19 protein-coding genes are annotated in these 22,458 nt (G+C 68.1%); 8 read left to right on the top strand and 11 right to left on the bottom strand.

What is annotated here, in order from left to right; all coding sequences use genetic code 11:
• Positions 1-244: 244 nt before the first annotated feature.
• Positions 245-1,492 carry a Zn-dependent hydrolase gene (locus E6N53_RS15965; RefSeq protein WP_142860537.1) on the bottom strand — a complete coding sequence of 416 codons (1,248 nt, stop codon included), beginning with the start codon at positions 1,490-1,492 and terminating at the stop codon, positions 245-247.
• A 193-nt stretch (positions 1,493-1,685) separates the two neighbouring features.
• Between E6N53_RS15965 and E6N53_RS15970 the strand changes: the two genes are divergently transcribed.
• From E6N53_RS15970 to E6N53_RS15985, 4 genes are read left to right on the top strand one after another with little or no spacing between them, the layout of a single operon-like run.
• Positions 1,686-3,368, top strand: a complete 1,683-nt coding sequence (locus tag E6N53_RS15970; RefSeq protein ID WP_136591087.1) for an ABC transporter substrate-binding protein — start codon at positions 1,686-1,688, stop codon at positions 3,366-3,368.
• 27 nt (positions 3,369-3,395) lie between these two features.
• Positions 3,396-4,355, top strand: a complete 960-nt coding sequence (locus tag E6N53_RS15975; protein WP_136591086.1) for an ABC transporter permease — start codon at positions 3,396-3,398, stop codon at positions 4,353-4,355.
• Complete coding sequence (locus tag E6N53_RS15980; protein WP_142860538.1) at positions 4,355-5,254, top strand: ABC transporter permease; 900 nt, start codon at positions 4,355-4,357, stop codon at positions 5,252-5,254. The genes E6N53_RS15975 and E6N53_RS15980 overlap by 1 nt, the downstream gene beginning before the upstream one ends.
• Positions 5,251-7,401 carry a dipeptide ABC transporter ATP-binding protein gene (locus tag E6N53_RS15985; RefSeq protein ID WP_142860539.1) on the top strand — a complete coding sequence of 717 codons (2,151 nt, stop codon included), beginning with the start codon at positions 5,251-5,253 and terminating at the stop codon, positions 7,399-7,401. The genes E6N53_RS15980 and E6N53_RS15985 overlap by 4 nt, the downstream gene beginning before the upstream one ends.
• 90 nt (positions 7,402-7,491) lie before the next feature.
• Here the strand turns inward: E6N53_RS15985 and E6N53_RS15990 are convergent, their stop codons facing one another.
• Together E6N53_RS15990 and E6N53_RS15995 are read right to left on the bottom strand one after the other, a co-directional pair.
• Entirely contained in the window at positions 7,492-8,196 is a 705-nt protein-coding gene (locus tag E6N53_RS15990) for a DUF1028 domain-containing protein (protein ID WP_142860540.1), read from the bottom strand.
• Between the two features lie 613 nt (positions 8,197-8,809).
• On the bottom strand, positions 8,810-9,121 hold the full coding sequence (locus E6N53_RS15995; protein ID WP_142860541.1) for a hypothetical protein: 312 nt from the start codon (positions 9,119-9,121) through the stop codon (positions 8,810-8,812).
• Between the two features lie 237 nt (positions 9,122-9,358).
• On the opposite strand from E6N53_RS15995, the gene E6N53_RS16000 reads away from it, so the two are divergent.
• The 3 genes from E6N53_RS16000 (at position 9,359) to E6N53_RS16010 (ending at position 11,509) form a co-directional block, all read left to right on the top strand.
• The gene (locus tag E6N53_RS16000; protein ID WP_142860542.1) at positions 9,359-10,048 is read left to right on the top strand and encodes a hypothetical protein; all 690 of its coding nucleotides are present in this window, start codon (positions 9,359-9,361) and stop codon (positions 10,046-10,048) included.
• Positions 10,049-10,467: 419 nt separating this feature from the next.
• Positions 10,468-11,097 carry a class I SAM-dependent methyltransferase gene (locus tag E6N53_RS16005; RefSeq protein WP_142860543.1) on the top strand — a complete coding sequence of 210 codons (630 nt, stop codon included), beginning with the start codon at positions 10,468-10,470 and terminating at the stop codon, positions 11,095-11,097.
• Between the two features lie 97 nt (positions 11,098-11,194).
• Positions 11,195-11,509, top strand: coding sequence for an MTH1187 family thiamine-binding protein (locus E6N53_RS16010; protein ID WP_142860544.1), 315 nt, complete (start codon positions 11,195-11,197; stop codon positions 11,507-11,509).
• A 73-nt stretch (positions 11,510-11,582) separates the two neighbouring features.
• On the opposite strand, the gene E6N53_RS16015 is transcribed toward E6N53_RS16010, so the two are convergent.
• Entirely contained in the window at positions 11,583-12,743 is a 1,161-nt protein-coding gene (locus tag E6N53_RS16015) for a methionine adenosyltransferase (RefSeq protein ID WP_142860545.1), read from the bottom strand.
• 205 nt (positions 12,744-12,948) lie between these two features.
• Positions 12,949-13,620: a ribonuclease HI family protein gene (locus E6N53_RS16020; protein ID WP_142860546.1), complete on the bottom strand. Its 672-nt coding sequence runs from the start codon at positions 13,618-13,620 to the stop codon at positions 12,949-12,951.
• A gap of 225 nt (positions 13,621-13,845) precedes the next feature.
• Between E6N53_RS16020 and E6N53_RS16025 the strand changes: the two genes are divergently transcribed.
• On the top strand, positions 13,846-14,370 hold the full coding sequence (locus E6N53_RS16025; RefSeq protein ID WP_142860547.1) for a SprT-like domain-containing protein: 525 nt from the start codon (positions 13,846-13,848) through the stop codon (positions 14,368-14,370).
• A gap of 72 nt (positions 14,371-14,442) precedes the next feature.
• Here E6N53_RS16025 and E6N53_RS16030 read toward each other — a convergent pair whose 3' ends face one another.
• The 6 genes from E6N53_RS16030 to E6N53_RS16055 are packed head-to-tail and all read right to left on the bottom strand — an operon-like array spanning position 14,443 to position 22,414.
• Complete coding sequence (locus E6N53_RS16030; RefSeq protein ID WP_142860548.1) at positions 14,443-14,907, bottom strand: molybdopterin-dependent oxidoreductase; 465 nt, start codon at positions 14,905-14,907, stop codon at positions 14,443-14,445.
• A 6-nt stretch (positions 14,908-14,913) separates the two neighbouring features.
• Positions 14,914-15,999: an Mrp/NBP35 family ATP-binding protein gene (locus E6N53_RS16035; protein WP_136591072.1), complete on the bottom strand. Its 1,086-nt coding sequence runs from the start codon at positions 15,997-15,999 to the stop codon at positions 14,914-14,916.
• Positions 15,996-16,802, bottom strand: coding sequence for a TorD/DmsD family molecular chaperone (locus E6N53_RS16040; RefSeq protein WP_142860549.1), 807 nt, complete (start codon positions 16,800-16,802; stop codon positions 15,996-15,998). The genes E6N53_RS16035 and E6N53_RS16040 overlap by 4 nt, the downstream gene beginning before the upstream one ends.
• Positions 16,802-20,119 carry a molybdopterin-dependent oxidoreductase gene (locus E6N53_RS16045; RefSeq protein WP_142860550.1) on the bottom strand — a complete coding sequence of 1,106 codons (3,318 nt, stop codon included), beginning with the start codon at positions 20,117-20,119 and terminating at the stop codon, positions 16,802-16,804. The genes E6N53_RS16040 and E6N53_RS16045 overlap by 1 nt, the downstream gene beginning before the upstream one ends.
• Positions 20,119-21,384, bottom strand: a complete 1,266-nt coding sequence (gene nrfD, locus E6N53_RS16050) for an NrfD/PsrC family molybdoenzyme membrane anchor subunit (RefSeq protein WP_136591069.1) — start codon at positions 21,382-21,384, stop codon at positions 20,119-20,121. Before nrfD ends, E6N53_RS16045 begins: the two co-directional genes overlap by 1 nt.
• Positions 21,385-21,388: 4 nt before the next feature.
• Positions 21,389-22,414, bottom strand: coding sequence for a 4Fe-4S dicluster domain-containing protein (locus E6N53_RS16055; protein ID WP_142860551.1), 1,026 nt, complete (start codon positions 22,412-22,414; stop codon positions 21,389-21,391).
• Positions 22,415-22,458 lie beyond the last annotated feature (44 nt).

The following is a 22,458-nucleotide window of genomic DNA, read 5'->3' on the forward strand; positions in this document are numbered from 1 at the left end:
CTCGGTCCGTCACCCGCTTAGCTGTTTGTATTTGACAAACCCAGACAGTAGACAGGAGGCGACGCTTCTCTCCCACTCCGGACCATCTGTGCGCGTTACTGAACCGAATCCCCCACAGACGACCCGCTCAGGCGTTCCTATTTCGAGAACACAAGTCGAACCCTGGTCGGGCGACGACGCCCAGTCGTCGGGTGGCGCTGCTCGACGAGGTGAACGGCCGCAGGAGCGAAACGGTGGCTTTGGACTACTCGGTCGCGAGCGAGGCGAGTGCTCCGGCGAGCACGCGCGTCGCGTCGGCGCAGTCTTCCCAGTCGGTCCACTCGCGGGGGTTGTGCGAGATTCCGTCCCGCGACGGGGCGAAGAGGAGCGCGGCGTCGGTCACCTCCGCGAGGTACATCGTGTCGTGGCCAGCACCCGAGTGCAGGTCGAGCGTCTCGAGCCCCGCCGTCTCGCCCGCCGCGTGCAGTGCGTCTCGACAGCGTTCGCTCATCTCGACTGGCGGTCGGTCCCAGGGGTGTTCGAGCGAGGTCTCGACCGGTCGTTCCCGTTCGAGGCGGTCGAGACTCGCCCGGGCCTCGTCGATGATCTGCTCGATCGACGCGTACTCGACGTCACGGATGTCGAGGGTGAGCGAGGTCTTCCCGGCGATGACGTTCGGTGCGTTCGGCGAGACGTCGGCCTGCCCGACGGTTCCGACGGCCGTCGCCGACGTCTCGGCCCGCTCGTTCGACGCGCGTTCGACGTCGAGGATGAACTCGCTCGCGGCCGCCAGCGCGTCTGACCGCTCTCCCATCAGCGTCGACCCGGCGTGGTTCGCCTCGCCGGCAATCTCCACGTCGCACCGAGAGAGCCCGACGATGCTCGTCACGACGCCGGCCGGGACGCCTGCATCCGTCAGCTGTTCGGCCTGTTCGATGTGGAGTTCGAGCCACGCGTCCCACGACCGTGCGTCGACGACTCCGTCGCCACTGAACCCGATATCGGCCAGGGCGTCGCCGAGCGGGATGCCGTCGGCGTCCTCGATGGCGAGCGCCGCATCGACGGACATCTCCCCGACGGCCACCGCCGACCCGATGAGCCCGCCGCCGAACCGCTGTCCTTCCTCTTCGGTGAAGTTGACCACGTCGACCGGGCGAACCGGTTCGATTCCGGCGTCCTGCATTGCCCTGACGCTCTCGAGTGCGGCGTAGACGCCGAGGGGACCGTCGAAGATGCCCCCCTCGGGAACCGAATCGAGGTGACTCCCCGCGGCGACCGGGTCGGCGTCGGGGTCCGCACTCGGCGGCTCCCACCGGCCGACGATGTTGCCCACCGCGTCAATGCGGGTCGTGAGCCCGGCGTCGCGCAGTCGCTCGCAGAAGAACTCTCTCGCTCGCCTGTCCGCCTCGCTCCCCGTCAGGACCGTCCGTCCGCGCCCCTCGTCGGCAGGGACGGCACCGAACTCCGCGTTCGTCTCGATGTCACTGCGGAGTCGTTGCTGATTGACTTGCATAGTCGTTGGTACCGTGAGTCGAGGGGCATCGTACATTACTGTTTGCAAAGCACGACCGCGGCCCGTACTCTTCACACGCGCGGAATGCTACGTCCGTCGAAGTGGTCGACGAGCCAACGAACTCGTGTGCCGGCTTCGCGCCGAAAGCCCAATAATCACAAGTTTTATCACGACCTCTGTGTTTCGCAATTGCATGCAAGAGAGTAGCAAAAACGCCAGCTCTGCAGACGACTCCTCGGGGACGCGTCGGTTACGGCGGCTCGACAGACGGACGTTCCTGAGCGCGGCGGGGGCGACGGGCGCGGCCGCCCTCGCCGGCTGTACGGGCAACTCCTCGGGTGACTCGTCGGGTGAGGGCTCCGGCGACTCCGCGGGCGATTCGTCCGGTGAGGGGGGCTCCGGAACGGCGACGGCGTCGACGGCGAACGCGAAGGTCGGCGGCACGCTCCAGTGGGGCGGTGCAGTCCCCGTCCAGGGGCTCGACCCTCACATCGACACGTCCGCCGCCTCCAAGCGCGTCCTCGAGAACATCTACGAGGAGGTCGTCCGCCTGCAGGACGACTACTCCATCGAACCGCACCTCGCGACCTCGTTCGAGCAGTCCGACGACAACACGCTGTTGACGTTCGAACTCCGCGAGGGCGTCACCTTCCACAACGGCAAGGAGATGACCTCCGCCGACGTGCTGGCGACGTACGAGCGCGTCCAGAACGGCGACTACCTCGCGACGGGCTTCTTCGACAACGTCGAGGAACTCCGTGCCCCGGACGACTACACGTTCGAGATTCAACTCACCCAGCCGTTCGCACCGTTCCTCGCGAAGATGGCGACGGCCGAACTCGCGGTCATGCCGGCGGAGAACGCCGAGCAGGACATGGTCGAAGAGCCCATCGGGACCGGCCCCTACCAGTTCGAGAGCCGCGAGATCGAGACCTCGTTCACCATGACCCGGTACGAGGACTACTGGGGCGCGAGCGACGAGGACGGCCCCTTCATCGACACCATCGTCAAGAGCGAGATTCCGGACCCGAGCGTCCGCCTGCAGTCGTTCCTCGCCGGTGAGTACGACTTCATCAACGGCATCGCGCCGAAGGACGTCTCGCGCGTCGAGAGCGCCCCGGACGTCCGCTTCGACTCGCAGTTCCCCAAGTCGCTCGTCTATCTCGGGCTGAACTGTGACGAGGCTCCCTTCGACAACAAGGACGTCCGCCTCGCGCTCGACTACGCCATCGACAAGGAGAAGGTGGCCGAGGCCGCCCTCTACGGGACCGGCCAGACGACGGCGTCGCCGGCCGCGCCCGGCAGCCCCTGGGTCAACCCGGATATCAGCCCGCGCGAGCGCGACCTGGAGATGGCACAGGAGCACCTCGACGCCGCGGGGATGTCCGACGGCTTCTCGGCGACGTTCAAGATTCCCCAGTCGTACCCGACGCAGGTCCAGGCCGCGGAGGTCATCGCCGACGACGTCTCCGACGCCGGCATCGACCTGCAGATCCAGCAGATAACGTGGAGTTCGTGGCTCTCGGACGTCTACACCGACCGGAACTTCCAGGCGACGACGAGTTCGTACCTCGCGCTCTGGTACCCCGACGTGTCGTTCTACAAGTTCCTCCACCCCAACGGGGCCTTCTTCTTCACCGGCTGGGAGAACGAGGAGTACAACTCCCTCGTCGAGGAGGCTCGAACCATCTACGACGAGGACCAGCGCGCGGACCTGTACCACCAGGCGACGGAGATCCTCCACGAGGAGCGCGCGGGTCACCTGCTACTGTGGTGGCAGCCGAGCCTCTACGGGGCGGCGTCGGCCTACAAGGGCGACATCGGCGCACCCGACGGCTCGACGCTCCAGTTCTGGAACAACTGGCTCGACCGCTGAAGGACACGCTGACTCACTTCACACTCTATGTCGATGTACACCTACGTCCTCCGGCGTCTCGGGTTCATGGCGGTGACGCTGTTCTTCGTGACGCTCATCGCCTTCGGCGTCACCAACATCCTCCCGGGTGACGTCGCGCTCCTCATCCTGGGGCCGAACGCGACACAGGAGTCACTTGAGGCGCTCCGTGCACAGCTCGGGCTCAACCGACCGCTGTATCTACAGTACATCGAGTGGGTCCTCGGTCTCGTCCAGGGCAACATGGGCGAGTCACTACGGTTCAGCGAGCCGGTGACGGCACTCATCGCCGAGCGGCTGCCCCGGTCGCTCATGCTCGCCGTCGCCGCGACGTTCGTCGCCGTGTGTCTGTCGGTCCCGCTCGGTGTCTACGCCGCGATCAACCAGAACGAAGCACCCGACGTCACCGCGTCGATGTTCGCCTTCGTCGGCATCTCGATGCCCATCTTCCTCTGGGGGCTGGTGTTCATCCTGCTGTTCGCCGTCTGGTTGAACCTCTTCCCGACCGGCGGGTACGTCTCGCCCTCGGAGGACCTCGTCGGCTCGCTGCAGCGACTGGCGCTCCCCGCGGGGGCGATGGGTTTCGCACTCACCGCCTACATCATGCGGATGACACGCTCGTCCATGCTGGAGGTGCTGAGCGAGGAGTACATCAACCTCGCTCGCGCCAAAGGGATGAGCCAGCGGGTCATCGTCCTCCGCCACGCGCTGAAGAACGCCATCATCCCGGTCATCACCGTCATCGCGTTCCAGTTCAGCTACGCGTTCGGGGGCGTCGTCGTCCTCGAAGAGGTGTTCTTCTGGCCCGGCATCGGGCGACTGACGCTGACCGCCATCCAGAGCCGTGACATCCCCCTCATCCAGGGGTGCATCGTCGTCGTCGCACTGATATACATGTTCTCGAACTTCGCCGCAGACCTGTTGTACGCGTACTTCGACCCGCGCATCCGCTACGGGGGTGACGAGTGATGGCGGCCGAACAGCAGTCGGTCGCCGACCGCCTCGGGCTCACCGGGCCGAAACGCGAACGGGCGGCCCGCTTCGCCCGCAAGTTCCGGAGTAACACGAAGGCGATGGTCGGGCTGTCGCTCGTGTTGTTGCTCGTGCTTGTCGCGGTGTTCGCGCCGATCATCGCGCCGTACCCCGTCGCCGAGACGAGCATCGAAGACCGCACGGAGGCACCCTCGCTCGAACACCCCTTCGGCACCGACGACCTGGGTCGCGACATCTTCAGCCGCGTCGTCATGGGCAGCCGCATCTCGCTGTACGTCGGGTTCGGTGCCATCTCGGGCGCGCTCGTGGTGGGCGCGGTCATCGGCGTCGTTGCGGGGTACTCGGGCGGTATCGTCGACGAGATCCTGATGCGGGTCATGGACGCCGCGATGGCGTTCCCCCCCGTACTGCTCGCGCTCACGCTGCTCGTCGTTCTCGGCCCCGAGTTGAGTAACGTCGTCATCGCCCTCGCGTTCGTCTACACGCCGTACATCGCCCGGGTGACGCGGAGTGCGGCGCTCGCAGAGCGGAGCGAAGCGTACGTCGAAGCCGCCGTCGCCCGTGGCGAGGGCGACTCCCGGATCGTGTTCAGCGAGGTCCTACCCAACTGCATGGCACCCATCCTGGTTCAAGGGTCGCTCAACGTCTCGTTCGCCATCCTGGCGGAGGCGAGCCTCTCGTTCCTCGGCCTCGGTGCACAGCCGCCGCGGCCGTCGTGGGGGCTCATGATCAACACCGGGCGGGGGTTCATGGAGACGGCTCCGTGGATGCTCCTGTTCCCCGCGCTCGCAATCGGCATCGCCGTCGTCGGCTTCAACATGCTCGGTGACGGGCTCCGTGACGTCCTCGACCCGAAGGTGGAGGCGATCGAATGAGCGCCGACATCGACGCGGCCACGACGGGTGAGGCGGACGCAGCGCCGCTCCTCGACGTCCGGAACCTCCGCACGGAGTTCCGCACCGAAGACGGTCCCATCGTCGCCTCGAACGACGTCTCGTTTACGCTCGAACGCGGCGAGACCATGGGACTCGTCGGTGAGTCCGGTGCCGGCAAGTCCGTCACCGCGCGGTCGCTCATGCGGCTCATCGACTCGCCCGGCGAGATTACGGGCGGCCAGGTCGTCTTCGACGGTGAGGATTTACTACAAAAATCCGAACGCGAGATGCGCGACGTCCGTGGGAACCGCATCGCGATGATCCCCCAGGACCCGATGACGTCGCTCAACCCCGTGATGACCGTCGGCGAACAGATCACTGAGACCGTTCGCCGCCACCAGGACGTGACGAAAGGGGAGGCGAGACAGCGCGCCGTCGAGGCCATGGCGGAGGTGGGCATCCCGGACGCGAAAGAGCGCGTCGACGACTATCCCCACGAGTTCTCCGGCGGGATGCGCCAGCGCGTCCTCGTCGCGATCGGCTTCTCCTGTGAGCCAGACCTCATCATCGCGGACGAACCGACGACGGCACTGGACGTGACGACGCAGGCGAAGATTCTCGACCTGCTCAACGACCTCCAGGAGCGCCGCGGGATGGCCGTCCTCATGATCACGCACAACCTCGGCGTCGTCGCACAGACGTGCGACCACGTGGGTGTGATGTACGCCGGCAACCTGGTCGAGACGGCTCCACTCGACGCGCTGTTCGACCGCCCGCGACACCCCTACACGCGCGCGCTCATCGACTCGATTCCCGCCCTCGACACCGACTACGACGAACTCCCGACGCTCGAGGGGGCGATGCCCGACCTGGGCGACCTCCCGAGCGGCTGTAACTTCGCGCCGCGGTGTCCCCACGCGACGGAGGCGTGTCGGACCGGCGGCGACCCCACGCTCGAATCGACGGCAGGGTCGGCCTCGCGCGCGGCGTGCATCCACGCGAACGACCTCGACCTCTCGGAGACGACGGCACACGTCACTCCCGGGAGTGACCGGGACGTCGACCGCAGCGGCGACCCGCTCTTCGAAGTCCGCGGCCTGAAGAAGTACTTCTCCGCCGGGGACGGCATCCTGGGCAACGTCCGCCTCTCGCGCGGAGACGGCGGCTTCCCGACGCTCGAACGCCGGTACGTCAAAGCCGTCGACGACATCAGCTTCGACATCTACCCCGGTGAGACGGTGGGGCTGGTGGGCGAGTCTGGCTGTGGGAAGTCGACCGTCGCGCGGACCGCCTTACGCCTCCTCGAACCGACCGACGGGGAGGTGTACTTCGACGGCCAGCCGCTGCACGACCTGGGCTCGTCGGCGGTCCGGAGCCTGCGTCGCGAGATGCAGATCATCTTCCAGGACCCGCAGAGCTCCCTCAACCCCCGGAAGACGGTAGGCCGTATCATCGGGCGGGCGATGGAGAAACACGACATCGCCACCGGCGACGAGAAACGCGAACGGGTCGCCGAACTGCTCGAACGCGTCGGCCTCTCGGCGGCGGCCGCGAAGAAGTACCCCCACGAGTTCTCCGGGGGACAGCAACAGCGCGTCGCCATCGCGCACGCCCTCGCGGTCGAACCACGACTCATCGTCTGTGACGAACCGGTGTCGGCGCTGGACGTGAGCGTACAGGCGCAGATCCTCAACCTCCTCGCCGAGATCCAGGCCGACACCGGCATCGCGTACCTGTTCATCTCGCACAACATCGGTGTCGTCCGGCACATCTGCGACCGGGTCGCCGTGATGTACCTCGGCAAGATCGCCGAGTTCGGCACCATCGACCAGGTGTTCTCGGCCCCGTTCCACCCCTACACCGAGAGCTTGCTCTCGGCGGTCCCCCACGCGAACCCGAACCGCGTGACCGACCGTATCCTGCTGGAGGGAACGGTTCCGAGCCCCATCGACCCGCCCTCGGGCTGTCCGTTCCAGACACGGTGTCCGAAGAAACTCGGCGACGAGTGCGAAGTGAACACGCCGGCTCTCGAAGACGTCGGCGACGGACACGAGATTTCGTGTCTGCTCTCCGTCGAGGAGATGAGCGAACGGGAGTCGTTCATCACGCCCTCGACCGAAGGGCCCGCGGTCGGCGACTCGGACTGAGACTGACCTCCGTTCACCGAGTCACCGGCGGCGCGTGCCGGCTGTGGCACGAAGCTCTCGGCTCTCGGCTGGCCGCTCCGGCGTCGGGGGTCAGTACTTCACGCCGAAGTCGAACACCGACGGTGGATAGTCGGTCTCTGCGCCCTCGGTCTCCGCAACGAGTTGTTCCTGTGCGCGACGCGCTTCTTCCAGGAGTGTTCGCAGGTCGTCGACAGGCCTTTCGGAGAGGTCGACCCGGAGGTTGTGATAGAACTCCGGCTCCGGCGCGTGGATGAGGAGGGCGGCGCTCAGTTCGCCGCGCTCGTCGCCGCCCGCTGCCTCGCCCGCCTCGAGCGCGCTCACGAGTCGATTAGCCATGTCGCCGTCCGTCGATTCGTACGCCTCCACCGTGGCGTCGAGGACGTCGGGCCCCGTGAGGATGTTGCCGGCGACCGTGTGGTCGTCGCCGATGCGGTGGCCGCACCACTCGGTACACTCCTCGCCCGTGAACGCGAACTCGCTGTCGAAGCCGACGCCGTGGACCTGCCGATACGCGGCGTGTTCGTCGTCGTCGAGCACCGCCGAGAGGGCGTCGTCGACCCGCTCGCCCGCCGCGGCGCGCTCGACGCCCGCCCGTCCGTGGTCGGTCTTCGTGAACGCCTGCGTGACGACGGCCGCCGCCTCGCTCACGTACGGACAGGTCGCGCCGACCGACACCGTGCCGGTGGTCACCGCCGCGCCGAAGACGTTCGCGTCGGGGTCCCGTGCCGCGATGGAGAACGTTCCCGGGACGTGCCGGAGTGACTCTCGTCGCATGGTGACGGTCACACCGACGCGATACATAGCTCTTCGTACTCGCGGGAGGTCCGGATCGTGACTCCGTGGAATCGGTGAACCGTCTCGGGGTACGCTGCGACATTCGACCCTCAAAAGATACAATTATTTATACACGAATCATCGGGAGAGGGACACCGACTGTCCGATTACTGAGACCAGCCTGTTCGCGTGACTGAGCGCTCCCGTCGCTGCCCTGTCGACCGGCTGAGCTGGTCGTGCCGGCGGTCGTCGGTGATTTCGGGTCGGTCGATGCACGAACGGCCCGACTGCGGACCGCCCACCGAACACCCTGTGCACGTCGGCGGACGCCACCGATACCTATCTCTTCCTCGGCGATGGAGGGACCGAACTGTCCCGCAAGCCCGGTCAGCCGACAGGTCTCGCCAGTCCGTCGGTTGCATGGGCGGCCGCCTGACGGGTCGTTCGCCCGCTCGCTATCGATACCGGGACCGCTTCCGCGGGTCGACCCATCGCCTCGACGGGCGCGCTGTCGAGCGTGCGATACTCTGTCCGAACAACCCGATTCCGACAGTTCTACTTGGACACTCGAGACGACCCCACGACAGGCACAGAGCGACTGGGTACCCGACGGTCACGACCGCTCTCCGTCGCAACACACCGTGTATCGCACGTCGGTCCCCTGGAGGGCGGACACCTGCGCACGGACCTCGTCGAGCGACTCGAACCGGCCGAACTTGCCGACGGTCGTGCCGTCGGCTCGGAGGGTGAGGCTCCACCGACTCTCGCGACCGGGCCCGTCGTGACGGTCGACGACGAGTGTCCGGTCCGACCCCTCCACCCGCAGTCGGTCCGGTGACTCGTCGACACACTCCCAGTCGTCCCCCTCGAGTACCGGTGCCACGTGTTCGCGAAGTCGAGCCGATGCGGTGTCCGACTGTCCCATACGCTGTCGATGGCCTCGAAGCAGTAAGCGCTGTCGTCCGGGTCTCTCGGTTCTCACTCGACACTCCGCTCGACGAGCGGGTCACCCGAGTCGCATTAACCAACTGAGGGTGAGAATCCCCCACCGATGTTGGTTAATCCGGCCACGTGGACGCTCGCTCCTCGTCACCCCTCGACTCTCCAGACTCGGGAATCGTGTGGGCTCTATATGCACCTGCACAGCCTTCTGTCACCTGCTATGGGGGAGGACGTCTCGGGAACGGTCAGTCGAATCGGATTCTGGGCGGCGGTGTTCGCCACCCTGTTCAGTGTCACCTACATCGTTGCGCAGCTCGGCGAGTGGCTCGGACTCTTGGGATCGTCGGGTGGCCCGGAAAGTAGCAGCACCCCGTTCGGGCTCATCGTCCTGCTCACCCCGTCGTTGTTCCTCGGGACGGCGTTCGTCGTCCTGATGGTCAGCGTCCACTACTACGCGTCCGAGGAGCGGAAGATCTGGAGCCACATCGGCCTCGTGTTCGCGACCATCTACGCCGTCTTGATCAGCATCAACTACTACGTCCAGCTCACCTTCGTCGTGCCCCGCCTGCTTCAGGGAGACGTCGACAGCGTGTCGCTCCAGCCGTTCCTGTTCGTCCCGTTCGACTCGTTCCTGTACTCGGTGGACATCCTCGGTTACAGCTTCATGAGTCTCGCAACGCTCTTCGCCGCGTTCGCCTTCACCGCGACGGGGGTCGAACGCACGGTTCGATGGTTCATGATTGCAAACGGCCTCCTCATCCCGTTCCTGGCGCTCCAGATCTACTACCACCCGCTGATATGGATCGCCGCCCTGTGGGCCGTCACGTTCCCCGGCGTCACGGTCTCTCTCGCCGTCCTCTTCAGACGGACCTCTGACACGGTCGCGGAGCCGGCCGTCGCCCCCGCCTGACGGCTTCCCCGTCGCCGGAGGGGTCGACCGGGTGGCGCGCAGGACGACGACGGCGGTCATCTCGAGCAGGGGAGCGACTGTTCCCAGACTCCGCAGTACCTGAACGACACCCACCCGAGCGACGCACTCACCGCGATGAGGCCGACGCTCCAGCGGTGGCCGTCGTCGCGGACGAGTCAGACGATGCCGGCGAGCGCCCCCACGATACTGAGCACGAGTCCCAGCACGCCCAGACACTCGTCGGGCCACGGCACGCCGTGCGTGTCGAACGGTTACATCACGGTCTGACTCGTTGGCCGATTTCCAAACGGCTGCCGCTCCCGTCCGGACTGACGGTGGTTCGGCGTCTCTCGCGGTCTCTCGCGGGGCACGTCCGTTCTTCCCGAACGTTGGTATCCCTGGACGTCGTTGGGTCGACTATGCCGAAGACCGAACCGTTCGAGAGACACACCGACCGGTACGAAGCGTGGTTCGACGCCCACGAGGACGCCTATCAGTCCGAACTGGCGGCGCTGCGTCGCCTCCTCCCTGCGCCGGGCTACGGTCTCGAAATCGGGGTCGGGAGCGCGCGATTCGCCGCACCGCTCGGGATGGAGGTCGGACTCGACCCGGCCGAGGAGATGCTCCGCCACGCCCGCGACCGGGGAATCGACGTGGTCAGAGGCCTCGCCGAGTTCCTGCCGTTCGCCGACGCGGCGTTCGATACGGCCCTGATCGTGACGACAATCTGTTTCGTCGACGACATCCACGAGACGCTGGCCGAGGCCGAGCGTATCCTCGCCCCCGACGGGAGCCTCGTCATCGGCTACATCGACAAGAACAGCCCCGTCGGGCGAGTCTACCAGGCGACCAAGGAGGAGAACCCGTTCTACCGCGAGGCGGAGTTCGTCTCGACCGAGCAACTCGTCGACGCGCTCGAAGTCGTCGGGTTCGACGATTTCGAGTTCGTCCAGACCATCTACCACCCGCTAGACGAGGTCGACGGACCGGAACCGATCCACGCGGGATACGGCGACGGCTCCTTCGTCGGCATCAAAGCCACCCGCTAGCGGGTCGCCCACCCCGGACGAGCGGGTCGCTGTGGGCGTCGTGTCGGCTCTCCCCACTGAGAATCCTTTTGTCACCACCGAGTATAGGACAACTGTCATGACGGTGATTGGTGAACTGAACATTGTCCCCGTTCGGGAGGGGAGCATGTCGGGAGAGATTGCGAAGGCTATCGACGCGCTCGAGGGGTTCGACATCGCCTACGAGACGACCCCGATGGGGACGATTCTGGAGGCCGAGGACGTCCACGAGTTGTTCGCGGCCGCGGAAGCGGCGCACGAAGCGGTCGACGACGACCGGGTGATCACGACACTGAAGATCGACGACAAACGAACGGTCGACCAGCGCGCCCGTGACAAGGTCACCGCGGTCGAGGACCGCCTCGGTCGAGCCGCGCGAAGCGGGGGCCGGTAGCCACCGCCGCCGCTTCCGTCGGGACGCACCGGTCCGCCTCGGCGACGGGTTCGTGCCTCGCGACTCCCGGCCGTCAGAAGACGGTCACCTCACCCGCGACGAGCGCTCGTGAGAGGTCGTCGATTCCGTCGAGTTCCTCGGTGACGATGCGTCGTATCCCGTCGTCGTCGCGTGCGGTGGTGTCGACGTCGATAGCCAACGGCTCGGTGACGGGACAGCCGATTCGAGAGAGGAGTTTCACCTCGGTGTGTGCCGCCCCGAGTTCGCGGTGGATGCGGTCGGCGGCGTTCGAGGCGAGGAGGTTGTACAGCTTCCCGACGTGACTGACCGGGTTCTTCCCGGCCGCCGCCTCCAGACTCATCGGCCGGTGTGGCGTGATGAGGCCGTTCACGCGATTCCCCCGGCCGACGTTCCCGTCGTCTCCCATCTCCGCCGAGAGGCCGGTCTCGGTGAGGTAGACGCGTCCCGTCTCGACGTCGTCGGCGGCGTTCACCTCCACGTGGACGGCGTTCGCCGTCCGCTCGGTCGCGTATCGTCTGACCACCTCCGCGACCCGTCGTTTCACCGCGACGTACTCGTCTATGTCCGAGACGTGTCGGGAGACGACGGCCGCCGCGACGGTGATGTGGAGGTCGTCGTCGGCCCGCCAGCCCATCAGCTTGAGGTCCGCCCCCACCGCCGGAACCCGCTCGCGGAGCGCCGATTCGAGCCCCCTGACGATTCGGTCCGTCTCGGAGAGCGGGGCGTAGCCGGTGCCGACGCTGGTGTCGTTCGCCCGGGTGACGCCTCGTTCGTCGAACAGCGATTTGAGGTCGGACGAGGCCTCCCCGATACGGCAGTCGAACTCGACCGCGTCGGCGGGGAGTTCGCCGAGGTGGTCGTCGACGTACTCCCGCGCGGCATCGAGCGCGAGCTGGTCGACCGGGATTCGGTGTCCGTCGACGGCCTTCGTCGCCCGTCCGCCGAGCAGGACGTAGATGGGGTCGACGATCTCGCCGCCCCCGAAGGCGGGGTCCGTCGACCCGGCGACCAGCTGGACCTTGTCGGTGTTGTGGTGGAGGACCCGGCCGAACTCGTCGAGATAGTGTCGCGAAAGGCGCCGGGAGATGGCCTCTGCGATGCCGTCACAGATCGAGTCCGGATGGCCGACCCCCTTCCGCTCGACGAACTCCGTCGCCCGCGAGGCGATGGGGTCACGGTCGAGGTGATAGATCGTGAACGTGGGTTCCGGCATGGGTACCCATCACAACGTGTCTCTCGGTGATTACTTCGTCGCCGCCTGGGTCTCGTTCGTCTCTTCGAGGGCGTCTCACTGGGCCGTTCCGCGTCGCCGACACGGCTTCGAGAGACGCGACGGACTCTCGTGCGCCGTACGACCCCGTCTCGACGATTCGCTTCGTCCGGCCGCGGGTCAGCGTGGTCCCCGCCGCCGAGTGCGGTCACACACCGGGTCCGAGCGAGGCGATGTCGGCCCCGACGGTAGCGAGCGCGTCTGCCGGGTTCGGGTCGCTGTCCGCCAGATGCGTCCACTCGTGGTGGGGGACCCGGTCGAGGCGTTCGACGATGGCCTCCCGGTACGGACGGAACCCCGCATCGCCGCTCCCGTGGCCCTGCCAGACGTCGCGGACGACGGTCATCGAGTCGATTCGGACCTCGAGCCGCGTCGGTTCGTACCGCGTCAGGAGCTGGTCCACGCCGAGCGCGAGCGCGGCGTACTCGGCCGTGTTGTTCCCCGTGTTCGACCCGACCGGGCGGCCGAGACGGGCCAGCGTCTCCTCGTCCCCGTCGAGCAGGACGGCACCTGCCCCTGCCGGGCCGGGGTTCCCGCGCGAACTCCCGTCGGCGTACAGGACGGCCTCGACCTCCCGTCGGTTCGCCCGCCCCCGCAGTCGCTCGGGGTCGTCGGCCCCGTCGAGCACGCCTTCGAGCGCCTCGGTGAGTTCGCCCGACGTCGTTCCGGGGTCGAACAGCCCGCCGAACCCGGGGACGGCGTCGTCGATGGCGTCGATGGCCGGCGAGACCTCGTACCCGTACACCGCGAGCACGCGGTCCGTCAGGGCTGCGAGCGGCGACAGCGGCTCGTCGGGGACCGGTGCTGTCCGCGCCGTCATCCCCCGTCTCCTCCCCCCAGTCGGCCGGCGGTCGTCATAGACGCCCTTGTCCTCGACGCCTCGTATCGGTGTCGATGCCCGCTGGAGAGCATTTAGGACCCCAGGAGCCGTCGCTCGGCTTGTGGCACCGAAACGCCCGACACGGACTCACCGCCCGACACCGACCCACCGCCCGACACGGACTCACCGACCGACACCGACTCACCGACCGACCCCTCGACCCGTATGACGGCCGGTCCCGATCCCGCGTCCTACCACATCGGCACCGACGCGACCGTCGAGGAGTTCCTCGCCGTCTCGAGAGTGTACGCGCGGGCGGTCGTCGACCACTACGGGCTGACGGCCGACGTCGACGACCTCGAGTGGGAGGTCAGCACGCGGGCCAAACGGCGAGCCGGTGCTGTGAAATCCCGTGCGGGCCGTCCGGAGACGGTCTCGCTCACGTGGGCGTATTTCCGGGCGAACGGCTGGGCGGCCGTGGCCGAGACCATCCGTCACGAACTCGTCCACGTCCACCTGCTGAACGAGCACGGTGACGGCTCGCACGGCGAGCGGTTCCGACGGCTCGCGGCGGACCTGCAGACGAACGTGCACTGTGAGCGGTTCGTCGAGCCGCGGTGGTGGATCGTCTGTCAGTCGTGTGGCCAGCGCCTCGCCCGCTATCGGCGGTCGAAGCTCGTCAGGGACGTGGCGTCGTACCGCTGTGGCGACTGTGGCGGGACGCTCCGACGAACCGAGCCCGACGCCTGAATCCACACGGGGGCGGGACGGCCTCGTGACCCACGGGCGGGCAGTCCGCCACCACTCCCCGACGGCCGGGGGTCAGCGATGTCTCTCGAGCGTCTCGGGGTCCGTTCCCGCGGCGAGCCGCCGTGTCTCCAGCCTCGCGACGGCCTTGACCGCTCGCGCCCCGTCGATTCCGGGCGCGACGAACCGCGTCGCGTAGGGGTGGTCGTCCGCGATCGGCGTGCCGTCTCGGACGAGTGCGACCAGCCCCTCGAGCGCCGCGGCGACGTCGACACAGCTCCGATACCCGTCAGTGCTCTCGACGAGCAGGTGAGTCGTCTCACCGGGGGCGTCGGCGAGCGAGAGCACGGCGTCGACCGGAACCCCCGTCCACGTGGCGGTGTGTCGAACCCCCGACGCGCAGGCGGTCGTGACGGTCCGCGCCGTCGAGGGGAGCGTGCGGACGAGGTCGGGGGTGAGTGAGACGCGTTCGTCGCCCACGACGGTCACCGGCTCCGCGAGCGAGGACACCGCGTCCACGTCGTCGCCTGCTGTCGCCATCGCGACTCACCCGGACTCCCCGGTGGCGGTGACACCCGCCCCGCTGTTCGCCCGTTCGAGGCGGTGCAGCAGGCTGAGACTGTCGGCGACGTCCGCGGTCAGCTCCGCGACGGCGCGAGCGGTTTCCCCCTCGGCGAGGACGATGGGCCGGCCGTCGTCGCCGCCGTCGCGCACAGCCGGGTCGAGCGGGATGCCTCCGAGGAACGGCACGTCGGCGTCCGCCGCGAGGGCCTCGCCGCCGCCCTCGCCGAACACGTCGTGCGCACTGCCGCAGTCGGGACAGACGAACGACGACATGTTCTCGGCGACGCCGAGGACGGGCGTGCCGTACTCGGCGAACATCCGCATCGCACGGCGGGTGTCGTCGGTCGAGACGGCCTGCGGCGTGGTGACGACGACGGCCCCCGTGACCGGGAGTCGCTGCAGGATGGTCAGTTGCACGTCGCCCGTCCCCGGTGGCAGGTCGACGACGAGGTAGTCCAGCGGGCCCCAGGTGACGTCCTCGAAGAGGTCCGAGAGGACGTTGTGAGCCATCGGGCCCCGCCAGATGACGGGGTCGTCGTCGCCGACCAGGAGGCCGACGCTCATGACCGAGACGCCGAACGCCGACGGCGGCTCGATTCGTTCGTCGCCGTCGTCACCCGTGACGTCCGGGTCCTCGTCGACGCCGAGCATCCGGGGGACGTTCGGGCCGTACACGTCGGCGTCGAGGATGCCGACGCGCGCCCCGCGGTCTGCGAGGCCGGCCGCGAGATTCGTCGCGACGGTCGACTTCCCGACACCGCCCTTTCCGGACGCGACGGCGACGACGTTCCGGACGTTCGGGAGGACGCTCCCGTCGGCACCGCCGCCGCCGGTCGCCCGGAGTTCGGGCGTGAACCCCAGCGACTCGGCGATGGCTCTGACCTCGTCGGCGATGGCCGTCTCCGTCGGCGCGTGCGGGGTGTTCAAATCGAGGTCGATTCGCGCGCGGTCCGTCGACGCGTCGATGTCGACGTCGGTGACGAGGCCGGTCGAGACGACGTCGTCGCCGATGTCGGGGTCGGTCACGTCGCGGAGGCCGTCGATGAGCGTGGTGGATTCGTCAGTCATTGGTCTGTATCGAGGTCGGTCGCGGCTGTGGTCTCTGCACGGTTCGTCTCGTCGTCGGTCGTCGCCTCCGGTCCGTTGCCGGTCGTCGCCTCCGGCCCGCCGTCGGTGTCTGCCAGCGCGTGTCGGGCGTCCCACGCGACGAACGTGCGGGCGAGGCTGCTCAGCGCCGCGAACGCACCGACGGCCGCGTCACGCTCGCACACCGCCTCGTCGAACGCGTCGAGCCACGAGAGCGCCTCGACGACCGACCGCTGCAGGTCGCGTCCCGCCGCGACGTCGGTCCCGTCGTCTCGACGCTCCGCCTCGTGTCGACAGAGCACGGCCTGGAACTCGAACACGGCGGCGACGTGGTCCGGGATGCCGTCGCCGCGCGTCGGCTCGAACCCGGTCCGGTCGTACAGCGCCGAGACCGTCGCGGCGGGCCGGCCGAGGAACTCGCCCGCCGTGCCGGCGTCGTGGTACGCCGAGGGCGAGTCGAACACTTCCGCGGGCTCGGTCGCGTGCGCCGACGCGAACGGCGGGACGTACCGCTCGCCGGGCACGACGAACAGGTTGTCGTAGGCGAACGCGAACGCCTCGTCGCCCTCGAGGCTGTCGAGGGGGTCGCAGTCGACCTGTCCGGGGAGCGTCGCGGCGAGACGGGCGAAGACGCCGTCGGCGTGCGCCTCGCGGAACGCGTCCACGTCGCCGTCGAAGACGGCCGCGAAGAGGTCGTACACGTCCGCCCGAGCGCGGGCGAACGCGACGGGGCCGGCGGCAGCGTCACCGTCGAGGGCGGCGTCGGCCGCCGGGTCGCGGCGCATCAGTGGCCACCCCCGTCGAGGCGCTCGACGTCGACGTACGCGTCGAACTGTGCGTTACTCCCTCCGACGAGGTCGCTGAGCCCCGTGTCGCCGAGGGCGGCGTCCAGCGGCTGGAGGTGGTTGACCGCGAAGCCGGCGTCGCGGCCCTTCGCCAGCCCCGCCTCGTCGTTCATCGGCTCGTCGAACTGGTACGGGGTGTGGCCGTCCTCGCCGGCCGGCCCTCGCGTCTCGCCGTCGATGGTTTCTGCGGTCGCTCCGTTCGCGTCGCGGCCCCAGCCCCACATCGTGCCGACGACCCCCGGACGGATGCCCGCGGTGACCATCGCGACGCCCTCGACGGTGCGCCGCCCGGCGTCGATTTCGATCCGGTCGCCGTTCTCGATGCCGCGTTCCTCGGCGTCCGCCGGGTTCATCCACAGTGGGTTCTCCGGGCGGGTCTCTCGGAGCCACGGTGCGTTGGTCGTCCGGTGCATCCCCTGCGTGCGGGGCTTCCAGTTGATCAACTGCAGTGCTCGCTCTCCCTCCTCGGCGCTCCGGACGCCGACCTGGACGCTCCCGTCGTAGTGGCGGACGTCCTCGAGTTTCGGCAGCGGGTCGAACCGCTCGCCGGTGAACGAGTGCTTGCCGGTGGCGACGGCCTCGCTGTAGAAGTCGACGCGCGAGCCGAGTTTGTACCGCATGTGCTCGCCGTCGTAGGCGTTCGACGCCTCGCCGCCGCGTTCGGCGTGCGGGTAGTCGTGGCCGCGGTCGGCGTACGCGTCGGCGTAGTCGTCGACCGGTTCTTCGAACCGGCCGCCGCGGTTGAGCACCGTCACGACCTTTCGCCACTCCTCGGGGTCGACCGCGTCACGCCACGCGTCGAGGTCGAAGTGCTCGCCGAGGCCCTTCTCGTGTGACCGGCGGAACACCGCGCGTTCCTCGTCCGACGCGTCCGGCACCGGGTCGCGGTCGTAGGCGATGTTCGCGGCGAGTTTGACGTAGAAGTCCTCCGCGCGGTCGAGCGACCACAGGTCGCCGTCGGCGTCCGGAATCGCGTCCTCGCCGACGCCGGGGAGGTCGAGGCGTTTCCACAGGTCGACGAGGACGTCCTCGAACGGCCGGGCGTCGGGGACGACCTTCACCGCGGGCTGGCTGATCTTCTCGTCGGCCAGCCGCTTGTTCGGGTACGTCCCGAAGTTCTCCCACCGTTCGAGGTAGGTCGGTTCGGGGAGGATGTAGTCGGCGTACTTGCTCGTCTCGCCGATGACCGTGTCGGAGGCGACGACCAGCGGAATCGTCTCGGGGTCGGCGAGGATGTCGGTGATGGCGTCGCCGCCGGCGACCGACATGACGTGGTTGTTCGAGTACGGCCGGATGAACAGCGCCTCGACGCCGTAGGGGTACTCGTCCGCGGCCGAGCCGTAGATCTCCTGGGTCTGCTGGGCGGGCGCGACGGGGAACCACGGCCGCTCGGCCGGGTAGCCGTCGTCGCGCTCGAACAGCGACGTGTCCTCGTAGTTCGTGCCGCCGCGGACGAGCGAGATGCCCCACGGCGCGTTGGCCTCGGGGACCGTCCCGAGTTCGTACCGCCCCGACATCGTCGCGTAGCCCGCGTACGGGGTGATCTGCCCGCCCTTCCAGTCGTAGTTGCCGATGAGGTGCTGGAGCGTCGCGATGGCGCGGGTGTTGTAGAAGCCGTTGGTGTGTTTGGCCGGCCCGCGGTACTGCATGATGGCCGCGCGCTTGCCGTGGCTGGTGAACTCGTCGGCCACCTCCTCGACCGTCTCGACCGCCACACCGGCCATCTCGGCGTACTCCGCGACGGTGTGCTCGAAGACGCGCTCGCGGTAGAGGCTCCAGACGCTCCGGAGACGCTCGCCGTCGACCGTCACGTCGGCGTCGAGCACGCCCGTCTCGGTCTCGCTCGCCGGCCGGAGCGAGCCAGTCTCGCCGTCGACGACCACGAAGTCGTCGTCGCCGGCCGTCTCGGCGGTGACTGCGTCGAGGTCACCCACGCGGGCCTTCGGGCCGGCCTCGGCGTCGACGCGGACGAGGTGGGTCGCGTCCGACCACGTCGGTTCGTCGTCGGCCGCGGCCGCCGACTCGGCCGGGTTCGTGAGGTACGTCTCGTCGTGGCGGTCGTGTTCGATAATCCACCGCGCCATGCCGAGCGCGAGCGCGCCGTCCGCGCCGGGGTCGACCGGCACCCACTTTTCGCCCTTCTCGGCCGTCTTCGACAGCCGCGGGTCGACGACGTCCATCCGCATTCCCTCCTGGATGGCGTTGGTGAGCTTCGGAGCCAGCCACGTCGGCCCCTTGTTCGCCACCATCGGGTTCGTCCCCCACACCAGCATGTACTCGCACTCGTCGATGTCTGGGTACTGCCGCTTCTTCTTCGCCGCGTACGAGCGGACGTTGCCCATCACGCTGGAGAAGCCGCAGGTGCCGGCGTGGTGGAAGCTGTTGACCGACCCCAGCCCCTGTTTCCACAGGCGGGCGCGGATGAAGTTCCGCCGGAACCCGCCCACGTCGACAAGCTGGTTGGCCTTCGGGCCGAGGTCCGGGTGGTCGGTGTCGATGAGGACGTCCTCGTACTTCTCGTCGAACGCCGACTTGGCCATCTCGCCCGACTGGACGGCGTCCCAGTCGGCCATCACCTCGTCTTTCGGGGCGTAGCCCCACAGCTCGCGGATGCCGGGATGGCCGAGGTCGTCGTCGCCCTCGGTAATCTCCTCGATGGCTTGCTCCCACGAGATGGTCTGCCACTCGCCGCTGCCGCGCGGGCCGACGCGCTTCATCGGCTTGCGCACCCGGTAGGTGTCGTACGCCGTCTGGATGCCGGCCTGCCCCTTCAGGCAGATGCGACCGCCACCGAGCGCCCAGCGCGACTCGGCGACGTCACCGCTGCCCTCGACGTCGCCGGTCGCCACGTCCTCGGGGTCGCTGCCGTACGGCACCTGGCCGAACGGCTGGCTGTTGAGGAACGAGTAGGGGTTCCCCGCGAGTTTCCGGATCAGCGAACTGTACTCGCCGGGGGCGTCGCCCCCGTCGATCTGGACCTTCACCGGGCAGAACGTGTTGCACTGCCCGCAGGTCGTGTGGATGACGTCGCTGGCGTCGTAGCTGTCGACGTCGGTGCCGTCGTAATGCTGCTGGGCGTCGGTCCAGAGGTCGGTCGTGTCGATGTCGACGGTCGCACTGCTGGCTGCGGCGACGACGCCGATGGTGCCGGCGGCCTTGACGAAGTCCCGGCGTGAGACCGAGAAGCCGTCCTCGGCGTCGCCGTCGCTGTCTGTGTCGGGGTCGGTACTGTCGGGATTCGACGGTTCTGAGCTCATCAGTGATCACGCTCCAGTGGCGTCAGGGGCAGGAACTCCGCGCCGACGGTGTACATGAGGAGACCGACGGCGATCATCCCGACGCTCGTCAGCCACTCGACGGCCGTCGGGAAGTACGACCCGTGCGGGAGGCCGTCCATCACCGGGAGAATCTGCGGCGGGACGACGATGTTGAAGCGCACGGCGATGATTCCGATGACGATACTCAGCCCGGCGACAGCGATGGGGCCCGGCTCCCGCCGCCACGAGCGCTTGCTCAGGATGACGAGCGGGAACAGCCAGCCGAGGCCGACCATGAACCACCAGAACGACCACGACATCTCCCCGAAGAGGACGATGTTCCACGTCTCGACTTCGTGGGGGTGGAGGCTGGCGAGCGCGATGAGCGCCTCGATGGCCGTCAGCGCGACGTCGACGACGACGAACCCCGCCATCAGCTTCCCGAGCAGTCCGAGCAGGTCCCGGTCGGTCGACTCGCCGTCGAACAGGCGCGTCCGGAGGACGTACAGGAGCGCGACCAGTGCCGTCCCCGAGACGACCGCCGAGATGACGAAGATGATGGGGAACAGCCCGCTGTTCCAGTAGGGCCGAGCCTTCGCCGTCGCGAAGAGCACCCCGGTGCCGCCGTGGACGAGGAAGATGGCCAGCGGGATGCCGAGGATGCCGACGCGCTTGAGCCACGTTCGGTCGGTCGCCGCCGCCTCGTCGCTCGTGTCCGTGCGGCCGAGCGTCAGGAGGCCACAGAGCCGCGCCCGCCAGCCGTCGGCGCGCTCGGCCACCCGGGCGAGGTCGATGCGCATCGCGAGGTACAGTTCGGTCACGAGCACCGCGATGTACGCGACGTACGCGTGGACCTCCCACGACAGCGCCGAGGTGAACTGCCGGTAGAGGAACGGGAAGTACATCCGGTCCATCCGCCCGAGGTCGGCCCAGACGAACAGCAACGCGACGTTCATGCTGATAATCGCCGCGAAGAGCGCGTCGCGGTCGACCCGGTGCATCCCCTCGAGTTCGAAGACGTTCGCGAGCGTGCTCACGAGGAACGCGCCCGCCGACAGCCCGACGAAGTAGATGTAGAAGGCGACCCACGCCCCCCACGGCGTCGTACTCGTCAGGTTGGTCGTCGCCATCCCGCCGTCGATGCGGAGCCACATCGCGTAGCCACCGACAGCTAAGAGGACGGCGAGGAATCCGTACCAGACCGTCCGGAGCCGGCCGTCGATGAATCCGGGGTCGTAGCGGAAGAGTGAGTGTTCGGTTGCCATGGTCTTACTCCAGGTAGTAGACGTTGGGGTCGGTCCCTTCGCCCTCTTTCAGCTGGAACGACCGCGTCGAGTCGGCCATCTCGGCCACCTCGCTGTCGGGGTCGTCCAGGTCGCCCATGTTCCGGGCGTCGCCGATACACGTCTCCACGCACGCGGGCTCTTCGCCGCGTTCGAGCCGGTGGGTACAGAAACTACATTTGCGGACGTTGCCGACGGGCGATTTGCCCGCGTCGGCCTCGCGTTTCCCGCGGTCGACGCCGTACTCCGGACTCGTGATCTCACCCGCGCTTTCGACCTCGTCGTCGTAGTCCCCGCCGAAGTCGAAGTAGCGCGCGCCGTACGGACAGCCGATCATGCAGTATCGACAGCCGATACAGCGGTCGTAGTCGATGTTGACCACGCCGTCGTCCATCTTGTACGTCGCGCTGACGGGGCACACCTGCACGCACGGGGGGTTCTCACACTGCATACACGGCCGCGGGAGGTTCGTCCGCGTCACGTTCGGGAACTCCCCGCGTTCTTCTTCCATGACGACGTTGTACGAGACGCCCGGCGGCGTGCGGTTCTCCGCCTTGCACGCGACCGTACACGAGTCACAGCCCACGCACTTCTGGAGGTCGATTACCATCCCCCAGCGCGGCGTGTCACCCTCGCTCGCGGCGTCGTTCTCGTCGAGTTGCTCGGCCACGTCGCACATCGACCCCACCGAACAGCCGAGCGACTCGGCGGTGTCCGTCGAGATGGTCTGTCCGTCCCGGTCGACCGCCGGGTTCGGCGTCTCCCGATAGGCGTCGCCGAACTCGGCTTCGGCCGCCTCGTCGTAGCGCTCCCAGTACTCGTCGCTCGTGAGTTCGCCGCGCGAGACGCGCTGTGCGTCCTCGGCCATCGCGACGCCGAGGTCGGTGTCGAAGTCGACCGCCGACAGCACCTCGTCGGGGTCGTCGGCCTCGTCGTCGACCATCTCGTCGAACTGCTGTGGGTCGACGTCGACCGACGGGACGCCCGGCGTCGCGTCGTCGTCAACGCTCATCTCCGGCCTCCTGTCGTGCCCGGCCGCCCTGCGGCCGTGGCGGG

The organism is Salinigranum halophilum (assembly GCF_007004735.1).
GTDB classification, from domain to species: Archaea; Halobacteriota; Halobacteria; order Halobacteriales; family Haloferacaceae; genus Salinigranum; species Salinigranum halophilum.

Bases quoted from the DNA above. Each gene is read 5' to 3' on its own strand.
- E6N53_RS15980 (WP_142860538.1), top strand. From the start codon at position 4,355: ATGGCGGCCGAACAGCAGTCGGTCGCCGACCGCCTCGGGCTCACCGGG.
- E6N53_RS16005 (WP_142860543.1), top strand. From the start codon at position 10,468: ATGCCGAAGACCGAACCGTTCGAGAGACACACCGACCGGTACGAAGCG.
- E6N53_RS16045 (WP_142860550.1), bottom strand. From the start codon at position 20,119: ATGAGCTCAGAACCGTCGAATCCCGACAGTACCGACCCCGACACAGAC.
- E6N53_RS16020 (WP_142860546.1), bottom strand. From the start codon at position 13,620: ATGACGGCGCGGACAGCACCGGTCCCCGACGAGCCGCTGTCGCCGCTC.
- E6N53_RS16000 (WP_142860542.1), top strand. From the start codon at position 9,359: ATGGGGGAGGACGTCTCGGGAACGGTCAGTCGAATCGGATTCTGGGCG.
- E6N53_RS16015 (WP_142860545.1), bottom strand. From the start codon at position 12,743: ATGCCGGAACCCACGTTCACGATCTATCACCTCGACCGTGACCCCATC.
- E6N53_RS16040 (WP_142860549.1), bottom strand. From the start codon at position 16,802: ATGCGCCGCGACCCGGCGGCCGACGCCGCCCTCGACGGTGACGCTGCC.
- nrfD (WP_136591069.1), bottom strand. From the start codon at position 21,384: ATGGCAACCGAACACTCACTCTTCCGCTACGACCCCGGATTCATCGAC.
- E6N53_RS15990 (WP_142860540.1), bottom strand. From the start codon at position 8,196: ATGCGACGAGAGTCACTCCGGCACGTCCCGGGAACGTTCTCCATCGCG.
- E6N53_RS15995 (WP_142860541.1), bottom strand. From the start codon at position 9,121: ATGGGACAGTCGGACACCGCATCGGCTCGACTTCGCGAACACGTGGCA.
- E6N53_RS16035 (WP_136591072.1), bottom strand. From the start codon at position 15,999: ATGACTGACGAATCCACCACGCTCATCGACGGCCTCCGCGACGTGACC.
- E6N53_RS16025 (WP_142860547.1), top strand. From the start codon at position 13,846: ATGACGGCCGGTCCCGATCCCGCGTCCTACCACATCGGCACCGACGCG.
- E6N53_RS16010 (WP_142860544.1), top strand. From the start codon at position 11,195: ATGACGGTGATTGGTGAACTGAACATTGTCCCCGTTCGGGAGGGGAGC.
- E6N53_RS16055 (WP_142860551.1), bottom strand. From the start codon at position 22,414: ATGAGCGTTGACGACGACGCGACGCCGGGCGTCCCGTCGGTCGACGTC.
- E6N53_RS15985 (WP_142860539.1), top strand. From the start codon at position 5,251: ATGAGCGCCGACATCGACGCGGCCACGACGGGTGAGGCGGACGCAGCG.
- E6N53_RS15970 (WP_136591087.1), top strand. From the start codon at position 1,686: ATGCAAGAGAGTAGCAAAAACGCCAGCTCTGCAGACGACTCCTCGGGG.
- E6N53_RS15975 (WP_136591086.1), top strand. From the start codon at position 3,396: ATGTCGATGTACACCTACGTCCTCCGGCGTCTCGGGTTCATGGCGGTG.
- E6N53_RS15965 (WP_142860537.1), bottom strand. From the start codon at position 1,492: ATGCAAGTCAATCAGCAACGACTCCGCAGTGACATCGAGACGAACGCG.
- E6N53_RS16030 (WP_142860548.1), bottom strand. From the start codon at position 14,907: ATGGCGACAGCAGGCGACGACGTGGACGCGGTGTCCTCGCTCGCGGAG.